Annotated in this window: 21 protein-coding genes and 2 pseudogenes; 8 read left to right on the forward strand and 15 right to left on the reverse strand. The window is 41.7% G+C overall.

The window, feature by feature from the left end; all coding sequences use genetic code 11:
• Positions 1–216: 216 nt before the first annotated feature.
• Positions 217–540: a hypothetical protein gene (locus VL20_RS14910; protein ID WP_052276952.1), complete on the reverse strand. Its 324-nt coding sequence runs from the start codon at positions 538–540 to the stop codon at positions 217–219.
• A gap of 233 nt (positions 541–773) precedes the next feature.
• On the opposite strand from VL20_RS14910, the gene VL20_RS14915 reads away from it, so the two are divergent.
• Both VL20_RS14915 and mutL read left to right on the forward strand, forming a co-directional pair.
• Entirely contained in the window at positions 774–902 is a 129-nt protein-coding gene (locus VL20_RS14915) for an element excision factor XisI family protein (protein ID WP_002770124.1), read from the forward strand.
• Between the two features lie 12 nt (positions 903–914).
• Positions 915–2,567, forward strand: a complete 1,653-nt coding sequence (mutL, locus tag VL20_RS14920; protein ID WP_052276953.1) for a DNA mismatch repair endonuclease MutL — start codon at positions 915–917, stop codon at positions 2,565–2,567.
• 147 nt (positions 2,568–2,714) lie between these two features.
• On the opposite strand, the gene VL20_RS14925 is transcribed toward mutL, so the two are convergent.
• Positions 2,715–3,821, reverse strand: coding sequence for a sensor histidine kinase (locus VL20_RS14925; RefSeq protein ID WP_052276954.1), 1,107 nt, complete (start codon positions 3,819–3,821; stop codon positions 2,715–2,717).
• Between the two features lie 576 nt (positions 3,822–4,397).
• On the opposite strand from VL20_RS14925, the gene VL20_RS14930 reads away from it, so the two are divergent.
• A complete protein-coding gene (locus VL20_RS14930; protein ID WP_002788849.1) occupies positions 4,398–4,814 on the forward strand; it encodes a DUF1816 domain-containing protein in 417 nt (138 codons plus the stop codon).
• A gap of 26 nt (positions 4,815–4,840) precedes the next feature.
• Here the strand turns inward: VL20_RS14930 and VL20_RS14935 are convergent, their stop codons facing one another.
• From VL20_RS14935 to VL20_RS14950, 4 genes are all read right to left on the reverse strand, one after another.
• Positions 4,841–5,035, reverse strand: a complete 195-nt coding sequence (locus tag VL20_RS14935; RefSeq protein WP_002770192.1) for a hypothetical protein — start codon at positions 5,033–5,035, stop codon at positions 4,841–4,843.
• 411 nt (positions 5,036–5,446) lie between these two features.
• The gene (locus tag VL20_RS14940) at positions 5,447–7,108 is read right to left on the reverse strand and encodes an NAD(P)H-quinone oxidoreductase subunit 4 (RefSeq protein WP_052276955.1); all 1,662 of its coding nucleotides are present in this window, start codon (positions 7,106–7,108) and stop codon (positions 5,447–5,449) included.
• 123 nt (positions 7,109–7,231) lie between these two features.
• Positions 7,232–7,933 (reverse strand): ABC transporter ATP-binding protein, encoded by a 702-nt coding sequence (locus VL20_RS14945; protein ID WP_002788859.1) that lies wholly within the window; start codon positions 7,931–7,933, stop codon positions 7,232–7,234.
• Between the two features lie 350 nt (positions 7,934–8,283).
• A complete protein-coding gene (locus VL20_RS14950) occupies positions 8,284–8,988 on the reverse strand; it encodes a septal ring lytic transglycosylase RlpA family protein (protein ID WP_052276956.1) in 705 nt (234 codons plus the stop codon).
• Between the two features lie 515 nt (positions 8,989–9,503).
• Between VL20_RS14950 and VL20_RS31205 the strand changes: the two genes are divergently transcribed.
• Positions 9,504–9,680: a hypothetical protein gene (locus VL20_RS31205; RefSeq protein ID WP_158499353.1), complete on the forward strand. Its 177-nt coding sequence runs from the start codon at positions 9,504–9,506 to the stop codon at positions 9,678–9,680.
• Positions 9,681–9,947: 267 nt separating this feature from the next.
• Here VL20_RS31205 and VL20_RS14955 read toward each other — a convergent pair whose 3' ends face one another.
• The 6 genes from VL20_RS14955 to VL20_RS14975 all read right to left on the reverse strand — a co-directional run bounded on the left by VL20_RS14955 (position 9,948) and on the right by VL20_RS14975 (position 14,851).
• Positions 9,948–10,280, reverse strand: a complete 333-nt coding sequence (locus VL20_RS14955) for a DUF5615 family PIN-like protein (protein ID WP_052276957.1) — start codon at positions 10,278–10,280, stop codon at positions 9,948–9,950.
• Positions 10,277–10,501, reverse strand: a complete 225-nt coding sequence (locus VL20_RS14960; protein WP_002745983.1) for a DUF433 domain-containing protein — start codon at positions 10,499–10,501, stop codon at positions 10,277–10,279. Before VL20_RS14960 ends, VL20_RS14955 begins: the two co-directional genes overlap by 4 nt.
• Before the next feature lie 338 nt (positions 10,502–10,839).
• The gene (locus tag VL20_RS14965) at positions 10,840–11,145 is read right to left on the reverse strand and encodes a DUF1257 domain-containing protein (protein ID WP_052276958.1); all 306 of its coding nucleotides are present in this window, start codon (positions 11,143–11,145) and stop codon (positions 10,840–10,842) included.
• 78 nt (positions 11,146–11,223) lie between these two features.
• Positions 11,224–11,376, reverse strand: a complete 153-nt coding sequence (locus VL20_RS34085) for a hypothetical protein (protein WP_284525799.1) — start codon at positions 11,374–11,376, stop codon at positions 11,224–11,226.
• A gap of 822 nt (positions 11,377–12,198) precedes the next feature.
• On the reverse strand, positions 12,199–14,403 hold the full coding sequence (locus VL20_RS14970; protein ID WP_284525800.1) for an NACHT domain-containing protein: 2,205 nt from the start codon (positions 14,401–14,403) through the stop codon (positions 12,199–12,201).
• A gap of 61 nt (positions 14,404–14,464) precedes the next feature.
• Complete coding sequence (locus VL20_RS14975; protein WP_052276959.1) at positions 14,465–14,851, reverse strand: DUF29 domain-containing protein; 387 nt, start codon at positions 14,849–14,851, stop codon at positions 14,465–14,467.
• A gap of 123 nt (positions 14,852–14,974) precedes the next feature.
• On the opposite strand from VL20_RS14975, the pseudogene VL20_RS14980 reads away from it, so the two are divergent.
• Positions 14,975–16,181 (forward strand): annotated as a pseudogene (locus tag VL20_RS14980) (RNA-guided endonuclease InsQ/TnpB family protein).
• On the opposite strand, the gene VL20_RS31485 reads toward VL20_RS14980, so the two are convergent.
• The gene (locus tag VL20_RS31485; RefSeq protein ID WP_052276960.1) at positions 16,143–16,358 is read right to left on the reverse strand and encodes a hypothetical protein; all 216 of its coding nucleotides are present in this window, start codon (positions 16,356–16,358) and stop codon (positions 16,143–16,145) included. The pseudogene VL20_RS14980 and the gene VL20_RS31485 overlap by 39 nt on opposite strands.
• A 316-nt stretch (positions 16,359–16,674) precedes the next feature.
• Positions 16,675–17,382 (reverse strand): hypothetical protein, encoded by a 708-nt coding sequence (locus tag VL20_RS14990; RefSeq protein WP_052276961.1) that lies wholly within the window; start codon positions 17,380–17,382, stop codon positions 16,675–16,677.
• A 573-nt stretch (positions 17,383–17,955) separates the two neighbouring features.
• Here VL20_RS14990 and VL20_RS14995 point away from each other — a divergent pair.
• The 3 genes and pseudogenes from VL20_RS14995 (at position 17,956) to VL20_RS15005 (ending at position 21,187) form a co-directional block, all read left to right on the forward strand.
• On the forward strand, positions 17,956–18,684 hold the full coding sequence (locus VL20_RS14995; RefSeq protein WP_052276962.1) for a Uma2 family endonuclease: 729 nt from the start codon (positions 17,956–17,958) through the stop codon (positions 18,682–18,684).
• Positions 18,681–20,124, forward strand: a pseudogene (gene cobJ, locus VL20_RS15000) (precorrin-3B C(17)-methyltransferase). Before VL20_RS14995 ends, cobJ begins: the two are co-directional and overlap by 4 nt.
• 697 nt (positions 20,125–20,821) lie before the next feature.
• On the forward strand, positions 20,822–21,187 hold the full coding sequence (locus tag VL20_RS15005) for a DUF1815 family protein (RefSeq protein ID WP_002764683.1): 366 nt from the start codon (positions 20,822–20,824) through the stop codon (positions 21,185–21,187).
• Positions 21,188–21,229: 42 nt separating this feature from the next.
• Here the strand turns inward: VL20_RS15005 and VL20_RS15010 are convergent, their stop codons facing one another.
• Positions 21,230–22,195 carry a glycosyltransferase family 2 protein gene (locus VL20_RS15010; RefSeq protein ID WP_052276963.1) on the reverse strand — a complete coding sequence of 322 codons (966 nt, stop codon included), beginning with the start codon at positions 22,193–22,195 and terminating at the stop codon, positions 21,230–21,232.
• Positions 22,196–22,388 lie beyond the last annotated feature (193 nt).

A 22,388-nucleotide genomic window follows, 5' to 3' on the forward strand; every position in this document is an offset into this window, starting at 1 on the left:
TTTTTAGCCCAGATTTCGCACTAGAGAAATGCCAGAGGGATTTCTCCCCGGCATAGACAGCGAGCAGAACCATATATCGACTTATTTAGGCCGTCTTACACCAAATCCGTTTTTAATAGTATGATTAACTGCCAAGTTATCGATTGTTTTTCCCCGCTCCAGTGCTTTGGCACTCACCTACTCTCCTATACCTTTTACACAGGATTTAGTATCATTCTAGGGACTAGGGGAAAAAGACTGTTTTGCTGCAATAGTCAGCATTCCTGTCACCAAAATGCCGACAATGCTAAGGAATCCAATGGTCGTAATGTTGACTCGTGCGTTAAGATCGTCAACCCGCTTTTCTAGTCCCATAACTTTGGCATCTAAGGCCTTAATATCTCCTTTAATTTCTCCTAGACTGTTCTCGATCGCCTTCTGTCCATTTTCTAGGTTTGTCAGTCGGGACTCGATCACTGTCAGTCGGGACTCGATCGCTTTCTGTCCGCTAACGATTAAATCTTCTAACCTTTTCAGATCATTCTCGGTAACTGCTGTCATCAGTGACAATCCTCTTATAGTTGAATTTTTGCCAGTCTCCTAATCAATACTCTATCAATATTTTCTCGGTCGGGGACTCTTTCAAACAGTAATTGGCAAAAATCAGATTCCCTACTGAGAGAGCCTAGTGATCCCGTCAAAACTGAAACAGTTTTTGATTCGGTTACGGGGACAGCAGCGCGCGCATTTAGGGCTGTATAATTGCCGTTGATATTATTAACAATAAAATCTGGGTGCAGCAGGACGGCACGGTAGCAGCGATTGGCGATAAATTGGTAGCTAGGGGAGTCCCCAAACAAGACATCGTTTTAGCTTACCATGGGCCCCCTGTGCGACAATATACCGAGTTTGCCCTTGGCTAAAACCATTAATTGATGACTTTGCCCATACAAGTTTTACCCCAAGACGTAATCGATTTAATTGCCGCAGGAGAGGTAATCGACTCTTTAGGCGCTGTGGTGCGAGAATTAGTCGAAAATGCCATTGATGCGGGGGCAGATAGGATTACCATCGATATATTTCCCCAAAACTGGCGAATACAAGTATCGGATAACGGCAGGGGAATGTCTAGAGAAGATTTGCAACTGTGTAGCTATGCCCACAGTACCAGCAAAATCCGCCAACGGGACGATCTTTGGCAGATTACCAGTCTCGGATTCCGTGGTGAAGCTTTGCACAGTATCGCACAGGTGGCGCATCTGCGGGTTGCCAGTCGCCATGACGATGATTTGGGTTGTTATTGTCTTTACAATCACCAAGGCGAGCCGGATAATTTAGAAACGATTCCTATAGCTATCGGCACTATCGTGACGGTAGAGAATCTCTTTGGTAACTTTCCTGTGCGTCGTCAAGCTTTACCGTCAATTAACAAACAATTAAAGGATATACAGACTTTAATTCATAATTTTGCTCTCTGTCATCCCCAAATTACTTGGCAGGTTTTCCAAGATCATCAAGATTGGTTACGCATTAGTCCGGGTAAGGATGCCAGTCAAATATTACCGCAATTAGTTAAATCTCTGCATTTTAACGATTTAGCATCGCTAAAACTTGACTTGACGACTCCTGACGCAGAATCTGCTCAAATTGAATTAGTCATTGGTTTGCCCGATCGCATTTCTCGCCATCAACCAGATTGGGTTAGAATTGCTGTTAATGGGCGAATGGTGCGCTCATCGGAGTTAGAACAGGCAACATTTGAAGCTTTCGCTCGCACAGTCCCTAAAGATCGCTATCCCGTTTGCTTTCTCCATCTACATCTTAACCCTCGTTCGATCGATTGGAATCGTCACCCAGCCAAAGCGGAAATATACCTGCATAACCTCATTTTTTGGCAAGAACAGATAATTTCAGCCATAGACAAGGCGTTAGGACTAAATCCCGAACATATACCCGAAAAAGCGCAAAATCAGCGCGTCAGTCAAATTCTCAAGGCTGCCGAAGAAAAAAGCACCTATACAATAGGGGAGAAATCCCCGAAAAATCGGCTGGAATTAAAGGCAGTAGCCCAAATTCACCAAACTTACATAGTTGCCGAACATCCTCACGGATTATGGTTAGTCGAACAACATATTGCCCATGAGCGGGTTTTGTACGAACGTTTAGAGGATAACTGGGAAATCGTGCCGTTAGATACTCCGATCATCTTAAATCAGTTAACTACTCGACAAATCGAACAATTACAACGTTTAGGATTAGAAGTTGCTAGTTTTGGCGATCGCTCTTGGGCAATTCGTAGTATTCCTGTTCTACTAAAAGAACGGGAGGATCGGGCTGATGCTTTACTAGAATTAAGTTTAGGGGGGGATTTACAAACCGCTCAGGTGGCTACCGCTTGCCGGAGTGCTATCCGCAACGGTACAGCTTTGAGTTTAGAAGAAATGCAGAATTTACTCGATGATTGGCAAAATACCCGTAATCCCCGCACCTGTCCCCACGGAAGACCGATTTACTTATCCTTAGAAGAAACTTCGCTCGCTCGCTTCTTCCGTCGTCATTGGGTAATCGGCAAAAGTCACGGCATTTAATCAGTTATCAGGAGTCTCCGAGTCTCCGAGTCAGGAGTCGGGAGATAGGGTGATAGGGTGATAGGGATTTAGGGGTTTAGGGAAATTTCAGCCAAATGCTCCACTTCCCCAGTTCCCCAGTTCCCCACTTCCCCACTTCCCCATCTCTCAATTGGCCGATATTGCTAGGGAAAAACGGAAAGTGCTGCCTTTACCTAATTGACTTTCCACCTCGATTTGACTTTGGTGTAATTCCACTAAACGACGGGTAATCGCTAAACCAATACCACTACCCCCAGAATAACGGGAACGAGAACGATCGGCCCGCCAAAAGCGCTCGAAAATAAAGGGTAAATCCTCGGCTGCGATGCCGATTCCCGTATCGATAACGGCAATTTGTAGGTGGTTTTTGTCCCTTGTCACTTGCAGGGTAATTGCACCATTATCAGTGTAACGAATGGCATTACCGAGCAGATTAACTAAGATTTGTTCCAGGCGATCGGGATCGGCCATGACAGCTGGTAAATTGGGGGGACAATCTAACTGTAAAGTCGGTCCATCTTCTAATAATTGATCGGCAAATTTTTCGATGAGAGAATTTAACAAAGGTAATAAATTAACAGGTTGCAGTTTAATCGAGAGATAACCAGATTCCGCTTGCGATATCTCCTGTAGATCGTGGGTTAAACGTTCTAACCTGCGGGTTTCTTTCACTAATTTCTGATAAAGTTCTGGATTAGGTTTGATCGCACCATCGGCTAATTCTTCTAAATATCCCCGTACCACGGTTAAGGGTGTGCGTAATTCGTGGGTAAGATCACCGATTAATTCCCGGCGCCTTTTTTCCACATCGGCTAAACTAATCGCCATCTGATTAAAACTGATGGCTAATTGATTTAATTCGGGGATTTCGCTTTCTGGAACTCGCGCCGATAAATCCCCTTCAGCAAAATTTTTAGTGATTTGTTTCATTTGTTTTACCGGTTTCATAATGCGTTGAGAAACCAAAAAACTTAGATAACCAGCTGCGCTTCCTCCGGCAATGAATGACCAAACAGCACTACTATCCCAAGCTGTCTCAAAACCCCTAACCAAGAAAGTTCTCGCTGATCGCACGGTAAAAAATCCCTGCCTTTCTAACTGTTCTAAACGCAAAACAAACATTCGCGGAGAAGATAATTTAGCAATGATAATAAAGCTACTCAATCCCACCACCATAACGAGGAGATGGGATAAAAATAATCTGGTTCCTAAGCTTAATTTTGGTGGCTGCATATTTGTTTAAAAACTCTATTTGTTGTCAATATTATTGAGAGACTGCTGCATAAATATAAAAACCTTTTTGGCTAATATCTTTTGGTCTTTTTGAAATCAAAAAGTGCCAGCCATTGGATTGTTCGGTGGGAAAATTTAGGGACTTTTTCCCTGAAAATTAGGTAATTCGCCAATTCAAAAATGGGGAAACCCCTACACCCTACACCCCACACCCTACCCCTAGGAAAAACTTTTTGCCGCAAACCCTATTGACAGGGTTTATCATAAAGATGAAGTATAACAGGATTTGGCATCGACGACCGACTCCAAAAAACACAAAGTTTGTACCTCACCATTAAGATAACGGCCATATATCCAGCTACAGCATCATAAAGAACTCTATCCGGTTCTTCTTGTTGAAGAATCTCTCGTCAAGCTATGCTGTGAGGGGAGAGTAGGTCAAAACCTAACTTTTTGCCGCTCTATGCTATCGTATCAAGATGCGCTACTCTGTTAGGAGATGATTTTGCTTGAGTCATCTGCTCAAAGTAGCGTCTGTTTTTTTAACCCTTACCCCCAAAAGAGAATCTTTTCTGTATGCTAGAGGCTAATAATCAGGGAGAGAATCAAATATTTCTCTATGAAGTTGTTTTTTCCGGTTCTTCTGGCTCTTTGCCTCAACGCTTCTCCCGGACAGTCCTGCGAGTACCTAAAAGCCGCATGAGTCAAGAAACACAGCGCCTCCTGCGCCAAGGTGCCAAGATTCTCAGTATAAGGCCTCTTGACCCAGAAACTGCCCAGATTAAGCCTAGTTTGCCACCTCAACCCTGGTGGATAGAGATCACCACCAGTCAGCCGAAATGTCTCTATTATTTCGGTCCTTTCGAGAGTTTTTCTGAAGCTTTATCCTATCAATCCGGTTATATCGAAGACCTCCAATCGGAATCTGCCCTGGGAATTAACAGCGAAATTAAACAATGTCAGCCAGAGGTTTTAACTCAAGAAGATTTTTAATTTATGGTATCTAATTATACAGATTTTTAGGAATAGTTAGCTTCCTCTTGTTTTCGTTTAATAATGCCTTTACCCTCACAGAATTTACAGGGGACGGATTCATTCTCTGTCTCTAGATAGATTCTTCCTTTGCCCTGGCAGTGGGGACAGATAACTTTTTCTTCCCACCAATAATTCTCTAAAAAAGCCTCATCGGTAATATAGGTAAAATCTTCAAACATTGGCTTGTCCTCTTATCGTTGAGATAGCTTAATCTGGATTCATCTTTCAACCTGAGAAATTGAAAATCACTTTTACCCCCATCGTAAAAAAGATCGGGTTCATTCTTCTTGAAACTTAAATTACTTCATATTTATTTATGTTTATTAATATATAATGAGTGTTCACTATCAATCGGGTGTATCTCATATTTGTGACTTTCTCTCACTTCTGGTGATCAGCAGAAGTTATACTAAATCCGTTTTTAATAGTGTGATTAACTCCCAAGTTATGGATTGTTTCTCCCCGCTCCGGCGCTCCGGCGCTCCCCACTCTCCTATACCTTTTAAACAGGATTTAGTATTATCTCCTCGAAAAAAAATCAGGAGCAGAATTTCTACTCCTGATAACCTATTCACTTTAGACTTGCCAATTTATTGGAGGATGCTGGCAACTTTGGCGCTTACGTCCAGTTGAGTTTCAGCGTAGATATTTTGACGAGTAGCGGCGATTTCTGTGTAAGCTTGACGCACTTCCGAGTTAACTGCCACCGTTTTCACATCGTAGATACGGGTAGCCAGTTGGGGATAGAAACCGATAGCGACAATCAAAGCGAGGAAAGAGACAGCGATAAAGATTTCTCTGGGTTTAGCGTCACTATATTCTGATTCATGAGGGAGGACACAGCTAGTACCAAAACAAACTGCCTGTTCGTTACTTTTGTTGGGGAGAATGTTAGTAATATCGCAGGAAGAACCATCTCCGTAGAAAACTTGACGGAGCATGGAGAGTAGATAAATCGGGGTGAGGATTAAACCAACGGAAGCGAGGAAGACAGTCACAACCCGGAAGGTTTGGCTATAAACGTCACTGCTAGTGACACCGATGAATACAGTAATTTCACTGGCAAAACCGCTCATTCCGGGTAACGCTAGGGAAGCCATGGCGCCGGCAGTAAAGAGAGCGAAGACTTTCGGCATCGCTTGGGCAATCCCACCCATCTCGTTTAAAGCTAAGGTATGGGTGCGGTCATAGGTGACACCAGCAAGGAAGAATAAGACGGCGGCAATTAAACCATGGGAGAGCATTTGTAACATAGCACCGCTAATACCCACATCGGTAAAGGAAGCAATCCCTAAAAGGACGAATCCCATGTGTGAAACCGAGGAATAAGCGAGACGGCGTTTCATGTTTTGTTGACCGAAGGAAGCGAAAGCACCGTAGATAATATTGACGACACCGAGAATCGCTAGAATCGGAGCAAAGTAGATGTGTGCATCGGGTAGAAGCCCCATATTAAGGCGGATTAAACCGTAACCACCCATTTTGAGGAGAACACCAGCGAGAATCATCGATACAGGTGCAGAAGCTTCACCGTGAGCATCGGGGAGCCAAGTATGGAGGGGGAAGATGGCGAGTTTGACCCCGAAAGCGATTAATAAACCAGCGTAAAGGACTAATTCTAAAGCGAGGGGATAATCTTTAAATCCTAATTCCGCCATATCAAAGGTCATCGCACCACCACCGTAAAGGGCCATGGCTAGACCGGCAACGAGGATGAAGATAGAAGCGGCGGCGGTGTAGAGTAAGAATTTAGTGGCGGCATAACGACGTTTTTGACCACCCCAGATGGAAACGAGTAGATAAACGGGAATTAACTCGATTTCCCACATTAAAAAGAATAATAATAAGTCTTGGGCGACGAAAACACCAATCTGAGCGGCGTAGAGCAACAGCATCAGGAAGTAGAATAAACGGGGTTTACGGTCCACTTGCCATGCGGCCAAGATAGAAAGGGTTGTCACCAATCCTGCTAATAAAACTAACGGTGCCGATATACCATCCACCGACACCGCCCAACTTAAACCTATTTGGGGAACCCAATCGATTTTTTCCACTAATTGTAGGTTGGGGTTGCTTAAATCATATTTTTGTAAAAAGACGTAACACATTAATATAAAGTCTGCTAGTCCGACTCCAAGAGCGAACCAACGAACAGTTTTTCCTTCCTTGTCGGGGATTACAGGGATTAGGAAGGAGGCAAGCAAGGGGAGCAAAATGATGGCAGTGAGCCAGGGGAAGTTAGCCGTTAGCATGGCAGTAAGAAAAAATACCTATTTCGTTATGTGTTCATTCTATGCGACTTTGTAAAATTTTGTTAATATTTTTTACCAAGTTTTACTATAGATTTTCTTCAATGATCCCCGCACTGTGATTGATCAGCCCAAATAAGCTTGTTTGACTCGCTCATCCTTGAGTAAATCCCCAGCTTCTCCCGCAATAGTCAAGCGTCCCGCTGCCAAAACATAGCCGCGATTGGCAGTTTCTAGGGCTAAATGGGCGTTTTGTTCCACTAACAGGATAGTTACTCCCGATTCATTTAATTTACGGATAATACTGAAGATTTCTCGCACTATCTGCGGCGCTAGTCCTAAACTGGGTTCGTCTAGTAACAATAACTTGGGACGACTCATTAAAGCTCTGGCGATCGCCAGCATCTGCTGTTCCCCACCGCTTAGGGTTCCCGCTAACTGCTCTCGGCGCTCCGATAGTCGGGGAAACAGTTGCCACTGCTCTTCGATATCACTTTTTACTCCTAGGCGATCGCTTCTCGTATAAGCACCTAACTGCAAATTTGTCAAGACTGTTTGACGAGCTAAGATTCTTCTCCCTTCTGGACTATGGGCAATTCCCCGTTTAACGATTTCATGGGGCGGTAAATGGGTAATATCTTGACCCTGATAGATTATTCGCCCCGTCTTTGCTGTTAAAAGCCGAGATATCGTCTTTAGAGTCGTCGTTTTTCCTGCTCCGTTCGCTCCAATCAGGGTGACAATTTCCCCCGTTTCTACCCTTAAACTAACCTGCTGTAATGCCTTTATTCCGCCATAATTAACCGATAAATCGTTAATTTCTAACATAAACCCCGTCAAATCCCAATAGGATCACTATAGCAGTTATCAGTTATCAGTTATCAGTTATCAGTTATCAGTTATCAGTTACCAGTTATCAGTTATCAGTTATCAGTTATCAGTTATCAGTTATCAGTTATCAGTTATCACTGATCAGATGTGAGTTTTTAGTCAGTCCCGATGAAAAAATTTTCACCACCAGAGATGAAAGAGGTTTCCTTCCCTACACCCCACACCCTACACCCTCTTTCAAGTCAGGGATAAGGAGGAAGCCTGAGCATTTGTACTAGATTTTCCCAGAAGCAGATTAACAGTGCTGTCTTTTCACTGATAACTGTTTACTGATAACTGTTTACTGATTATCTACCTAAAACTTCCAAGACCACTGGGGCAACTCCCGACTGGAAGACACCGATAATCGCTGCCGCACCTCTGGAGAGGTCGATGACGCGACCACCGCTAAACGGACCGCGATCATTAATTCGCACCACCACCGAGCGCCCATTACGCAGATTAGTTACCCTAACCCTAGTGCCGAAAGGCAGATAGCGATGAGCGGCAGTTAAACCACCAGAGTTAAAAGTCTCACCACTAGCGGTGCGACGACCGTGGAAACCAGGACCATACCAGGAGGCCATTCCCTTTTTACGGGGGCGACTGCTGGTTTTTACCGCTGGGCTTGTTTTCGGCTTCTCTGCTGGTGTCACTGAGGTGGGTTGTGATTGGGGTTGTACCGTCGGGGGAATGGCCTCTTGGGTCTGGGGTGTAACGCTTGCAGGGACGGTATTTTCTTTGTCCACTAGGGACTCCAAAGTTTTTAGAATTTCGTTAGCATTATCTTGAACAGAACGTGATAGTTTAATATCTGAATCAGTTGTTCGACTATTAGAAAAAGCGGACAGAACGGTTTGAGTGGTTGACTCGATAACAGTTTGACGATCTACGCTAATATCCGTCAGGCTGTTGCTGTGTCCTGCTGTCTGGGAACAAATTATCGAGGCTGTAGTCCCCACTACGGTAAGGGCAGTTACAGCTTGTAGTTTGTTGATCAGTTGTTTATTCATAGACTTTCTTATTGCTCGTTAGCAAGTTCCCAATGCAAAGCTGAAGGAATTTGCTAACATTCCTTTTTGCTTGCAAAGCTAACTTGGTTGCGTTCTGTTCAACCGTATCACGGAAAATCGGTTGGTCATTACGAGAATTTATATCGTTATCGGGCAAGAGAATCAAAAATTTAAATAAAGGGTTGACTTGCGCTAAAAACCAAGTTAAGATGGGAAGTTTTTAATTTTTTGTCTCCTAGAGGGGGGCAAGATTAGGAAAACTTGGGGAATTAGTGAAATTTCGAGAGGTAATAACGCTAGTATTGACAAGGCTTTCAGGGATTATCAGCCTCCCTCGATTTCCCTCTATAAATGCAGATAATGATTAATAAAACTGTTGTCTTCGCTACAAAAAACCAGATTTTTAATATTAATGTTAAATCGGACTAAGGATCAGAGATTAAAAATTATAATATGGGCTTGACAAGCAACTAAAAATAAGCTGTTATTAGCCAAACTTAACTATAGAATCAGAAATGCTGATACAGGCTAATACTAAATCCTGTTTAAAAGGGATAGGGAAGTGGGGAAGTGGGGAGTGGGAAGTGGGGAAGTGGGGAAGTGGGGAAGTGGGGGATTGGGGAAGTGGGGGATTGGGGAAGTGGGGGATTGGGGAAGTGGGGGATTGGGGAGTATTTTGCTGTGAACAGTGAACTGAAAACCCGCATCTGAATCACTGAATACTGGATACTGAAGACCGACTCCTAACCCCACGAAAAGCTTTTTCGGCAAACTCTATCTAATTGTGTGTTGGGTTTCCTTAGGTCAATCCAGTTAGAAAATTAATCGCAGTAACGCACCAATTTAATGACAAAGTTGGTGCGTGGGGTGCGGATTGTTAATTTTGGTTTTTCATCAAAATTAGTAACCGCCTAACGCACCCTACAAGATTAGGCGATCGCAAAATGATGCGATCGCACTCAACCTAATATCAACAGACTTTCTGTTTCACTATCAAAAAATTCAACAATAATTAAAAAATAACCTCTTAAAATTTCGATAATTTTTGAAGTGGGACTATTACCAATACGAAGATAGATAAATTTTGGTGGATGACCATATAATAGACTGCGCTGATGAAAATCGGCATCTTTAGAGACAATTATAAAATCGTTGAATTTGGCAAATTCCCAGATAAGTGCATCATCAGTATTGATCAGTCCTAAAGTCTTGACGTGCTGAGAATCAGCATATAAATCAATTATTTTATCAATAATCCGATCTGACAAATTTTCATCTAATAACAGTTTCATAAAGAGGTGATAAATAATTTTTTCTCTCGATCAGCAGCAAAAGCCAAACAAGCTTTGATATCCTCGGAAGTTAATTCTGAAAAATCCTCAAGAATTTCTGCTTCTGTCATTCCTGCTGCTAAATATTCTAGAATATCGTACACAGTTATACGCATTCCTCGAATGCAGGGTTTTCCGCTTCGTTTTCCTGGTTCAATGGTAATAATGTTTTGGTAACTCATAATGCTTTAATTATTTGGACTTTCCCAATTATATCTTATTTGATGACAGAGATCGCACTCCACCCCACCGACAAGAACGATCACCCTTCAACTTCGTAAGTACCTAGGCAAAATTAATTACACATATCTAACCCCCCCTTTGCCTCTTGCCTCTTGCCTTTTGCATTTCTTCACCAGGAAATTTATTTTGCACGACTACTTACCACTCTTAGGGTGTAAAGTGCGAAAGCATAATGCACCAATTTAATAATAAATTTGCTGCGTGGGGTGCGGATTGTTAATTTGAGTTTTTTAACAGAATTAGTAGCCGCAAACACGCACCCTACAAAATTAGCAGATTAGAGATTGCGCTTATTTAAACCTCTCTCTTTAATTTCTTTAAGGGTTTTATTAACAGCATATTTTGCATTGATACTCTTAATCAATTCAGTTTGATCATGTTTTTTAGCAACTCCCGATAAATCAGCAATTAAGTCAAAACTTCCGTCGGTATTAAGATTCCAACCTAGATCATAATCTCCCTCTAGCACAGCAACAATATCTGCTCTAACTCTTTGACCGTTAAAACCACGAACATCTGCTTCACGTTTAACTATTATTCCTAAATCCTGCAAAGATTTTACTAAAATTTCAGGATCAGTTATTTTAGTTGTTAAAGTAGAAAAATAACCGCCAGTGCTTCTTTTGTTCTGACTATCCCACTCTCTTTTGTTCTGACTATCTTAATCGGGATTTCTCCAATCTCTGAAATTACTATAGTAAAGAAATTCTTGAAAACCTTCTTTGATTTTAGCATCTACATCCGTTCTAGCTAATATGGTTTCGATAATTGCTCCTATTTCCGAGTCATTTGTTATTCTACCTAATGCCGTCAAAAATCCAATAATTTCCCCTTCAGCCTTATTAGCTAGTTGTTGAATAATGGGTAAAGTTTGAGGATTATCTCGCCAATGGGTTACTAAAGCTACAATTGCTTCTGATTCACCCTTATTAGCTTGTTGTTGAATAATGGGTAAAGTTTGAGGATTATCTCGCCAATGGTTTGCTAAAGCTTGAATTGCTTTTGATTGACCCTTGTTAGCTTGTTGTTGAATAATGGGTAAAGTTTGCGGATTATCTCGCCAATGGGTTACTAAAGCTTTAATTGCTTCTGATTTACCCTTATGAGCTTGTTGTTGAATAATGGGTAAAGTTTCAGGATCATCTCGCCAATGGTTTGCTAAAGCTTCAATTGCTTCTGATTCACCCTTATTAGCTAGTTGTTGAATAATGGGTAAAGTTTGAGGATTATCTCGCCAATAATTGGCTAAAACTTCAATTGCTTTCCATTGACTTTTATTCGCTTGTTGTTGAATAATGGGTAAAGTTTGATGGTGATCTCGCCAATGAATTACTAAAGCTTCAATTGCTTCTGATTCACCCTTATTAGCTAGTTGTTGAATAATGGGTAAAGTTTGCGGATTATCTCGCCAATAATTGGCTAAAGCTTGACCTGCTATACCTGCCGCTGATTCACCTTGTCTAGCAACTTCCTGTAGATAAACTAACGCCTCAGAATGAATTTTAGCAATTCTAGATAATTGATTAACAGCTTTTCTTTCGCAATTCCGGTAATTTTGCTCAACTGCTATGGCTTGAAGAACACTCCATCCTGTCCGATCATTTTGCCAGATATTTCCGATTTTAGCAATTATTATTTACTTAAAATAATTACCAGCATACCTATAAGACGTTAAGGATTGAAGACTATCTAACAATCGCTGACTTAGTTCAACATAAATAGACTGGTTTCGCAATTCTCCATAACAATCTGCTGCCAAAAAAAGATGAGAAATTTTTTTATATGTTTCCTCCATATCAAGGAGATAGTTAATTAATTCTTCAGCAACTTCTTTGGGAAATTCTGCACTTAGCATCCCCATCAATAAACATAAAACTTCTTTCCAAACAGGATCTGAATAATGTTCTCCAAATACTTTGGTTTTCAATTCCTCAAGAGTAATTCCGTCTGGGAATCCTCGGTTTTTAAATCTTTCATAAAACTCGCAAGCACAAAAGTATTCTAAAAAAGTTCGATGAACAAAAGCAAAAGCATTGCCACCTAAAGAACAAAGAATAAAATTACGATAGCGCAGTTGTTTGATAATTAAATCAGTCAGATCACTAGCATCTCGTTTGTTAATTCCCGTTCCTTCAAGATATTGAGTCAAAATATTTTCTAATTCTTCCTTATAGATTAAATTAGCATCTAACCCTTTTTCTCCTGCTTGCATGGCACTTGCGACTAAACGCAGAATGTCCCTTTTATCTCGTAGATCAATATTATAAAGATATTTTTTCAGTTCAGGATCAATTAATCCTTCCTTGGTTTCAAAATCCCATTGATGTAATAACACCTCTGACGCTTTTTCATAAAGTTTTGAGCGATCTCTTGGTAATTCTTGAGTTCGATTTAGAATAGCCATCATCGTTAATAATAAAGGATTTCCTGCTAATTCTCGAATCGCTTTTGACTCCTTAATTGCCTTTTGTAAACGTTCTTGTTTTTGGGTTTTATCATCTCGATTTTCAAAAGCTAAATCATGCCAACGTTTGATAAAATCTTCAATCTGATCTTTATCTAAATCTTGGATCATAAAATGTTCAAAACCAGCATGATTTAATTCTTCTGCTTTATATCCTAACCAGCGAGAAGTGACAATAATCTGCACTTGAGGATATTGAATACTAAAACGTTTGATATCCGTGACAATTTCTTGTCTTAATTGAGGATTAAAAACTTCATCTAAACCATCAAAAAGCACAAGAGCCTGACCTTTTTTAAGCTTATCATCTAAAGCAAGTTGATTGAGATGACAAATCAGATTACCTTGATGGAAAAATTCTAGAATATTCTTACACTTTTTTTCATCCTTATCTCTGGCATAAATACGCAATTCTATCAAAAGAGGAAGGGGAAGCAAAACACGCTGACTGAGTTCTTTTTCAGCCCAATTTAAAGCTAAATACTGTAATAAACTCGATTTTCCCGCACCCGGATCACCTAAAATTACAGTTCTTGGGTATTCAGAAGAATTGACGATATTCAAAACAGGATCTAATTTTTCATTGACATATTCTTGCCGTTTTCGTTGTAGTTCTGCTTGAGTAATTTCTCCCCTATCTACAAGTTCCTGCAGCACTTCTTTAGGTAATTCATAAAGTTGAGGAATAAACTGTTTGCATCGTCTCACATTTTGCGGCACAAACATTCGCCAGAGTTTGATTTGCTCATAAGTCGTTGTGTCTAAAAATTCTAATTTAAGATGGCCATATTCCTTTTTTAAGCCTTCGGCATAGTCATCTAAATTGTAATCTGTTTTAACTCCTGCTATTTCTTGAATATTTTGGCTATCTTTATTCTGTAACTTAACTAAAAAAACGGCTCTTAGCTTTTCAGAATTTTGAATAATTTCCTGAGTTTTTCTCAAATAAAATTTACCGAGTTTTTCCCAGTTAAATTTAGCAGGTAACGGCGATAAATTGAGTCTTTGCCAAGATTGAGCTAACGTCAAAGTATCAAGAATTTGACAATCAATATCAAAAGCATCCCCTAAAATAGGTTTAACTTGGTCATCTTTAATAAAAGTCTTGAGAGGTTTTTCAAAGTTTTTAATTTGATCATCTTCCAGATCGGCCATTTCTAACTGTTGCTGAAAGAGTTCTAAAAACTCCTTCATTGCTTTGCCATAAGCTTCTTTTTGAACATCTTTTTCGGGTAAGTGTAACACTTTACCTAGACTATTTTTAAAAAATTCCTTTCCGTAATCTTTTGCACCCTCTATTGCCAACTCTTGCATTACTGAACGAACAAGCGAACCTGCGGCTTGAGTAACCCCCCAGACAATTAACGGGTCAACCATGGCGATAAACTTAAGATTCTGTGGATACTATCTAAGCTTACCAACTTTAATCGTTTTTCGCCTATCGTTCCGACAAATGAAGAGAACGATTTAAAATATCCTCAATACCGTAGGGACAAACGGGGGGAAACTCTAATCCCGTCTCTCTAAAGGCATCGCAACAAGCAACAGCATAGAGTTTAAATAGGCTTTCATCGGTTAAATATCGCTTTAAACTGGGGCTATCGTCCAAATAAAGCCTAATATTAGCTCTTTCTCCTTGAATAGTTCCCAACCAACCCCTGGATCGCCGTTGAGGTTGATACTCCCACTTTAATAAATGATGCAAAATTAATCTGAGACTAGCGAGTAAGCGATCGCGATCCCGTTTCGACAAATCCCGCACCTCTTCGACTAAATTCTCAATATCTAACTCGGAAAACCGACCAGAGGCTAATAAATCGGCCATTTGTTCGGCCCAAAGTCCAAAGTCTTGCTCATCGAAAATTTGGGTCTGAAACCCCGTCGTTCTACGACGGCTTTACTGTTAAATATGAGCATCGTTTACGAAATATATGCTAAAACGTGAGGTATGGAAAAAGCCTACTCGTTCCGATTTTACCCCACACCCGAACAAGAGTCGCTATTGCGGCGCACATTGGGCTGTGTAAGATTAGTTTACAACAAAGCTCTCCACGAACGAACACAAGCTTGGTACGAAAAGCAAGAAAGAGTAGGCTACGCTCAAACTTCTTCAATGTTGACCGATTGGAAAAAGCAAGAAGAATTAGACTTTTTAAACGAAGTTAGCTGTGTACCTTTACAACAAGGGTTAAGACATTTACAAACAGCTTTTACTAATTTCTTTGCTGGTCGTACTAAGTATCCTAACTTTAAGAAAAAACATCAGGGAGGAAGTGCCGAATTTACCAAATCTGCTTTTAAATTTCAAGACAGACAAATCTATTTAGCCAAATGCACAGAACCTTTACCTATTCGATGGTCAAGACAAATACCAGACGGATGTGAACCAAGCACAGTAACAGTCAGATTACATCCGTCTGGACGTTGGCATATTTCAATTAGATTTGATGACCCAACGATTAAGCCTTTACCAGTAACAGATAAAGCCATTGGAATTGACTTAGGAATTAGTAGCCTCGTGATTACCAGCGATGGCGACAAAGTGTCTAATCCCAAGCATTTTAAAAAGCATTATCGGAGACTGCGAAAGGCACAAAAAAATCTTTCTAGAAAACAGAAAGGCTCAAATAATCGAGAAAAAGCAAGAATCAAAGTAGCAAGGATTCACGCTCAAATCACCGATAGTAGAAAAGACCATTTACATAAGCTAACCACTCAATTAGTTCGTGAAAACCAAACGATTGTGGTTGAGAATTTAGCCGTTAAGAATATGGTCAAAAACCCGAAATTATCTCAGGCAATATCTGATGTAAGCTGGGGATAAATTACCCGACAATTAGCCTATAAATGCCGTTGGTACGGCAGAAATTACATCGAAATAGATAGATGGTTTCCTAGCTCTAAAAGATGTAGTAATTGCGGGTATATTGCTGAAAAAATGCCGTTAAATATTCGAGAATGGGACTGTCCAGACTGTGGGACTCACCATGACCGAGATATTAACGCTAGTAAAAATATTTTGGCCGCAGGGCTTGCGGTGTCAGTCTGTAGAGCGACCATAAGACCAGAACAGAGTAAATCTGTGGCTCTTCTCGACTTTGTGTGATAATTTTTGCTTATGGAATTGTGAAATGCTTATCGGGCAAGACTTTTAGGGCTATTTTGACGAAGAAACCATCAGTATAGACCTCGTTTCCACACAGAAACCAGAAGAGCCAATCTGTTAAGGCAGGTGCGAAAAATCCTTCGGGAAAGAAGCAGAAACCCAAATCGTGAGGTTTGGGAATCGCCGTCCGTTTTACGGCGGCGAGGATGTCAAAGGATGCCGTCATCGATTTATCTCCTTCTAAGCTCAATTAACATTATATTGAACCCCTTGCATAATTAATTTTTGATGGTTAAAAAACGGCAAAAATAAGGATTAAATGGCATAAACTGTGTAAATAGACCATTTAATTGATTATTATTCCAAATCCGTTTTTAATAGTGTGATTAACTCTCAAGTTATGAATTGTTTCTCCCTTCTCCCCACACCCCACACCCTACACCCCACACCCTACACCCTACTCTCCTATACCTTTTAAACAGGATTTAGTATTATTCATTGATAGCCGAGAAACCGGTGTTTTTTCAAAGATCGCCGAACCATTAACGGGTTTTGCGTCTTCGGATGACATTATTAGAATAACGAGAAGGTTTTGGCCGGGGTTCTTTTCCCCCTCCCAATTCGCGACTAACTTGCTGAAAAATATCCCGTCGCAGCACGGGATATTCCCCTATCCACTGGTCGAGTTGGGGAAGATGGACATCAGAAAGCTGATTGATATCCCCTAAATCGGGTTCTCGAGACATTAACAAAGCTTCGGCCACCATTCCGGGACGGATCGATTTATGGATGCGTTTGAGGGGAGCGCGAATGATCGCCGAAAAGCCAGTTTGATCACCGATTTCTAGATTAATACAGCGTTGGCGATTTTCGATAATCTCTAATTCCCCGCGTTTATTGACCCTTTCTTCTTCCCCGATTAATTCCTCGGTTACAAAAGCATCGAAAACGCGACCGCGCCAAAACCCCCCGTAGGGAAGACGACGATAGGTATTATTACGAACACTGGCCCAGTAAACCGGACCCCAGAGCCAATATAAACCGGCGATAATGTCGAATATCAGTTTAATTGTTAAACCACCTGGGCCGAATAAATTACCGATTAACCAAGCTGCGGTGAGAGCGATGATAGAAATGAATAAACGGCGCAGAAAATCAGACCATTTACCCCAATAGTGAGCGTACTGGGGACCTGTGGCGATAATCGGGACAATTTGCTCGATCGATTGACGGGTAAGGGGAACCAACATTATCAGTTATCGGTTATTCGTGAACGGGTAGGCTCTAGAAGAGGACGTTTACCTTTCATTTAGGTGCGCTATATCAGTTATGACAGCGTTTCTCATAACTAGATGAAGTGTAACCTAATTTGGTATCGACTACCGACTTCCCAAAACGAAAACTTTGTACCTCACCACTAAGATAAATGCTATATTTTTGGGTAATTGTCTATCTGTTGGTCGCCATTCATCCCATCGCTAAAAGCTCAGGACTTCTGGCGAAATTTCAGCTAAAAGTTAAATCCCGCAAGAAGTCCAATAAAACAATCTAAGTAAGTAGTCATGCAAAATTAATTACCTGCCCGATCGAGCTAAAACCCTTACGGGGCAATGATCGTCATGTGTAAATAATTTTGCCTAGGTACTTAGCTGGTTATAATTAAATTAAAAATGGATTTTAGGTTCGATCCCCCCTGCCCCCCTTGATAAGGGGGGTGCCGATAGGCGGGGGGATACCCCTTAATAAGGGGGGCATCTGATAATTTTTAACGCCTACCTACTTATAATAAAATCAATGCTGTTTTGTTCCCAAAGACTGCCACCATGACTTCTTCTCCGGTTAAATCCTTAACTTCTCAGACTGTAACCACTCAACATTTACCCCCGTTAGAAAATGGGGATCGCTTAATTCGTCCCGAATTCGAGCGCCGTTATCAAGCTATGCCAGGATTAAAAAAAGCCGAACTGATCGAAGGAGTTGTGTATATGGCATCCCCATTAAGGTTTAAATTTCATGCTGAACCCCACGGACGTTTAATCACTTGGTTGGGAGTTTATCAAGCTGCTACACCCCAAGTACAAATGGGTATTGAGCCAACCGTTCGCTTGGATATCGACAACGAACTACAGCCGGATGGGGTGTTATTAATCAGTCAAGAAAGCGGGGGAAAATCAACCCTAACTGTAGAGGGATACCTAGAAGGAGCGCCGGAATTAGTGGTAGAAATTGCCGCTAGTAGTGCCGCCATAGACTTAGGTGATAAAAAACGTGCTTATCGGCGCGGTGGCATTCAAGAATACCTTGTTTGGCAGGTATTTGACCAAAAAATTGATTGGTTTAGTTTAGAAAATGGCGATTATATTTCTTTGTTACCCAACCAAGAAGGAGTGATTTGCTCTCTAGTATTTCCGGGTTTGTGGTTAGATATTTCAGCCATGCTCAACGGCAATATGTCACGGGTGTTAGACATCTTAAAAGCTGGAATTAACTCGGCAGAGCAGCAAGAATTTGTCCAAAAGTTAACCGCAGCGCAGTCGGGGGAAGCCAAATGAAACCTCCAGCTATTTTCATTTTAGGAGAAACCAGTATCCCCGTTGCTCGTCAAGTGCAAATGGCCCTACCAGAAGCAGTGGTTTATGGATTAATAGATCGTACCCATTCGGCTGATTTTACCTATACTAATTTTGGCGAAACGGTGCGAGAATTTTTCCAGATGGGAACGCCAATTATTGGCATTTGTGCTGCGGGTATTTTGATTCGCACTTTAGCACCTTTATTAACTAATAAATGGCAAGAACCGCCTGTATTAGCAATCGCAGAAGATGGCAGTGCCGTAGTGCCTTTGTTGGGGGTTTACAAGGGGTTAATGATCTCGCTCGTCAAATTGCCTCGGTTTTGCAAATTTCCCCCGCAATTACCACCACTGGTGATATTAGATTTAAAACTACTTTATTATCGCCACCACCGGGTTATCAGTTAGTTAATCCCGATGATGCTAAGAAGTTTCTTGCCGATTTATTGGCGGGTGAAAAAGTAAAATTAATCGGTGCAGCGGACTGGTTAAAAATAGTAACTTACCGATTTCATCAGCAGCAGAACTGAGCATTGAGATTATCGATCAAAATAACTTAAACTTGGCAAAACCTAGCAGTGACTGTTTAGTTTATCTCTGGGAGGAAAGCCAGCAAATTAAGGAAAAATCCAGTTTACCCCCAGGGGATTTGGCCCAGGAAAGTCAAGGTAAATTAGCCATAGTCGGAACTGGACCGGGTGCGCTAAATTGGATGTCGCCGGAAGTTCGAGAAGTGTTGGAAAAAGCCACGGATTGGGTGGGTTATAAAACTTATTTGGATTTGGTAGAATCCCTGAGAAAACCAGAAATTGTCCGCCATGAATCGGATAATCGGGTGGAACTCGATCGCGCAGAAATAGCCCTAGATTTAGCGGCTAAGGGGCGATCTGTTGTCTTAGTTTCCTCCGGAGATCCTGGCATTTATGCCATGGCCGCGGCCGTGTTTGAGGTATTAGAAAAAAAAGCAAAACAGGAATGGCAGCAGGTGGCCATTCAGGTCTGTCCGGGGATTTCGGCGATGCAAGCGGCGGCCGCGAGGGTTGGCGCACTTTTAGGACATGATTTTTGTGCGATTTCCCTATCAAATCTTCTCAAATCTTGGCAGGTGATTTCTCAGCGCATTGAGTTAGCAGCCCGAGCAGATTTAGCGATCGCATTTTATAATCCTGTGTCTCAAGAGCGCACTTGGCAATTGGAGAAGGCAAAAGAGATTTTATTACAATGGCGATCGCCGCAAACTCCTGTGGTATTAGCGCGTAATTTAGGACGAAAAGGGGAAACAGTGACGGTGAAATTCCTAGGGGATATGACTATTAAAGATGCGGATATGCGGACTATAATTTTGATCGGATCCAGTAAAACTCGCCTTATTGAGCAAGGTAAAACCAAGCAGTGGGTTTATACTCCACGTCACTATTAAGTAGGGTTTGCGGCAAAAAGTTTTTCGGTGGGTGTAGGGTGTAGGCTTCGGCCGTGAGCTCAGCCGAACGGGTGTAGGGTTTTAGCGATTTTGAGGGGGTCAATTACCTAATTTTCAGGGAAAAAGTACCTAAATTTTCCCCCCGATCACTCCGGGGTCTGGTACTTTTTGGTTGACAAAAAGTCTAAAAGTCTTACCCAACAAGGTTTTTAGATTTATTCAGCCAACCCTAATTACCGGTTACTGTTTACCGATCGCTCAAACAAGCTCCCATCTCCCTCCCCATCTGCAATAGAGCCATAGCTTTATGTAATTGTCAATATAGATTTACGAACTTTTTTGTCGAAACTGGATCATAAACTTTAAAAATAGGCATGATGGGAATATACCAAATTTCTAAATCCATTACAGACATCCACGCTCGAATGCTTGCCAAGCCTGCATTCGTTGTGACGCCAATAAAGAAAAATGGGAATAGTTGGGATCGAGGGGGCGGAAAGACGGATAAACTGGTAGCTTTGTACTTACATATACTTGGCGATATCAGGAATTCACGCTACTCTAGGTATCGGGTTCTTTACATTTTGTTACTTAACATCCGTAACAAAAACTGGTTCGTATACATTATTGTCTCAAAAAAGAATCTTAAAAAAGTGTTAAGGTTTTATAATTGGGGAGTGTTATCAGGAGGAATATTGTGTTTAAACGACTTGCAGAACAGCATCGCCAACTGGTCAAAGACTTAGTCATGGATTTACAGGCCTTAGCGACCGCACTAGAAAATCAAGGTTATTTAGCATCCTGCTACACCTGTGGCGGTCAACTGAATAGCGCATCTTTTATGGTGGGATTGGGGGAAACCCATCTAATTCGGTTTCTCGTGTCCGATTACGGCATCACCTGGACAGAAATGCGCGATGATCGAGAGTTAATGAAACTCGAAGGCGCGGAAGCCATCAGCCAACTACAGGAATTAGCCAATCTGATTAAATATCAAATTTCGCCGGCGGAATTTATTGACAAAAAACCCTCCTCCGTGCTGCAACGGTTAGAGACGGTTTAACTCAGATGTTACCTAAACTTGTATGTTTAGGTAACTTTTTCCCTAAGCTTTCAGCCAACTGTTAGCTAGATAGGCCATTCGTTTCATCTCTTTTCGTCCCCGGGAGACGGAATCGAGGATCATGCCACAGGTCAAACTTAAAAAGGCTAAAAGTATGATCGAGGCCGATAAAATAGCGGTGGGAAAACGTGGTACTAAGCCAGTTTCGAGGTATTCAAACAGGACGGGAATCGCTAAGAGAAGGGAAATAACCGCCAAAATTAGCGAGACAAGGCTAAAAAAGAGAAAAGGACGAATTTCTTTAAATAGTAGGATAGCGGTTCCCAATACCCGCCAGCCATCTTGAAAGGTTTTTAACTTACTTTGGGAACCCTCGGGACGTTCCCCGTAGAGGGTTGGTTCTTCGGCGAAGGGAATTTTTAATTCTAAAGCGTGGATAGTTAACTCGGTTTCAATCTCGAAACCATTGGACAAAGCGGGAAAAGATTTGACGAAACGACGAGAAAAGACGCGATAACCAGAAAGCATATCGATTAAACGCGCTCCAAACAGAAATTTCACGAATCCTGTTAAAAATAGATTACCAGCGCGATGACCCGGACGATAAGCCTGGGAGGATTTTGGCGCTTCCCGACGCGCACCGACGACCATATCCAATTGTTCCCGCAGCATTCGTTCAATTAAGCGTCGTACTGCCGCAATTTCGTAGGTATCATCACCATCGATGAGAATATAGATATCGGCCTCGATATCGGCAAACATCCGCCGGACAACATTGCCTTTTCCCGGTTGGATTTCCTGACGAACGATCGCCCCAGCTTTGAGTGCCTCCGTCACGGTATCATCGGTAGAGCGGTTGTTATAGACATAAATTGCCGCTTCTGGCAAAAAAGTTTGGAATTGGGAGACCACTTTAGCGATCGTTAGTTCTTCGTTGTGACAGGGAATAATCGCAGCGATACGGTAGTTTTGCAGAGAAATCGGCGGAATAGCGGTCATTTCGATCATGGCTGATGACAATGTTTAATGATAGTTAGGGTCTGCTGAAAAAGTTTTTCGGTGGTGGCAGGGTGTGGGGTGTGGGGTGTGGGGTGTGGGGTTTTACTCATTTTCAGGTGGTCAATTACCTAATTTTCAGGGAAAAAGTCCAGGAATTTTACCCCCGATCACTCCAATGCTAGGCACTTTTTGAGGTCAAAAA

This window comes from Microcystis panniformis FACHB-1757 (assembly GCF_001264245.1).
GTDB classification, from domain to species: Bacteria; Cyanobacteriota; Cyanobacteriia; order Cyanobacteriales; family Microcystaceae; genus Microcystis; species Microcystis panniformis.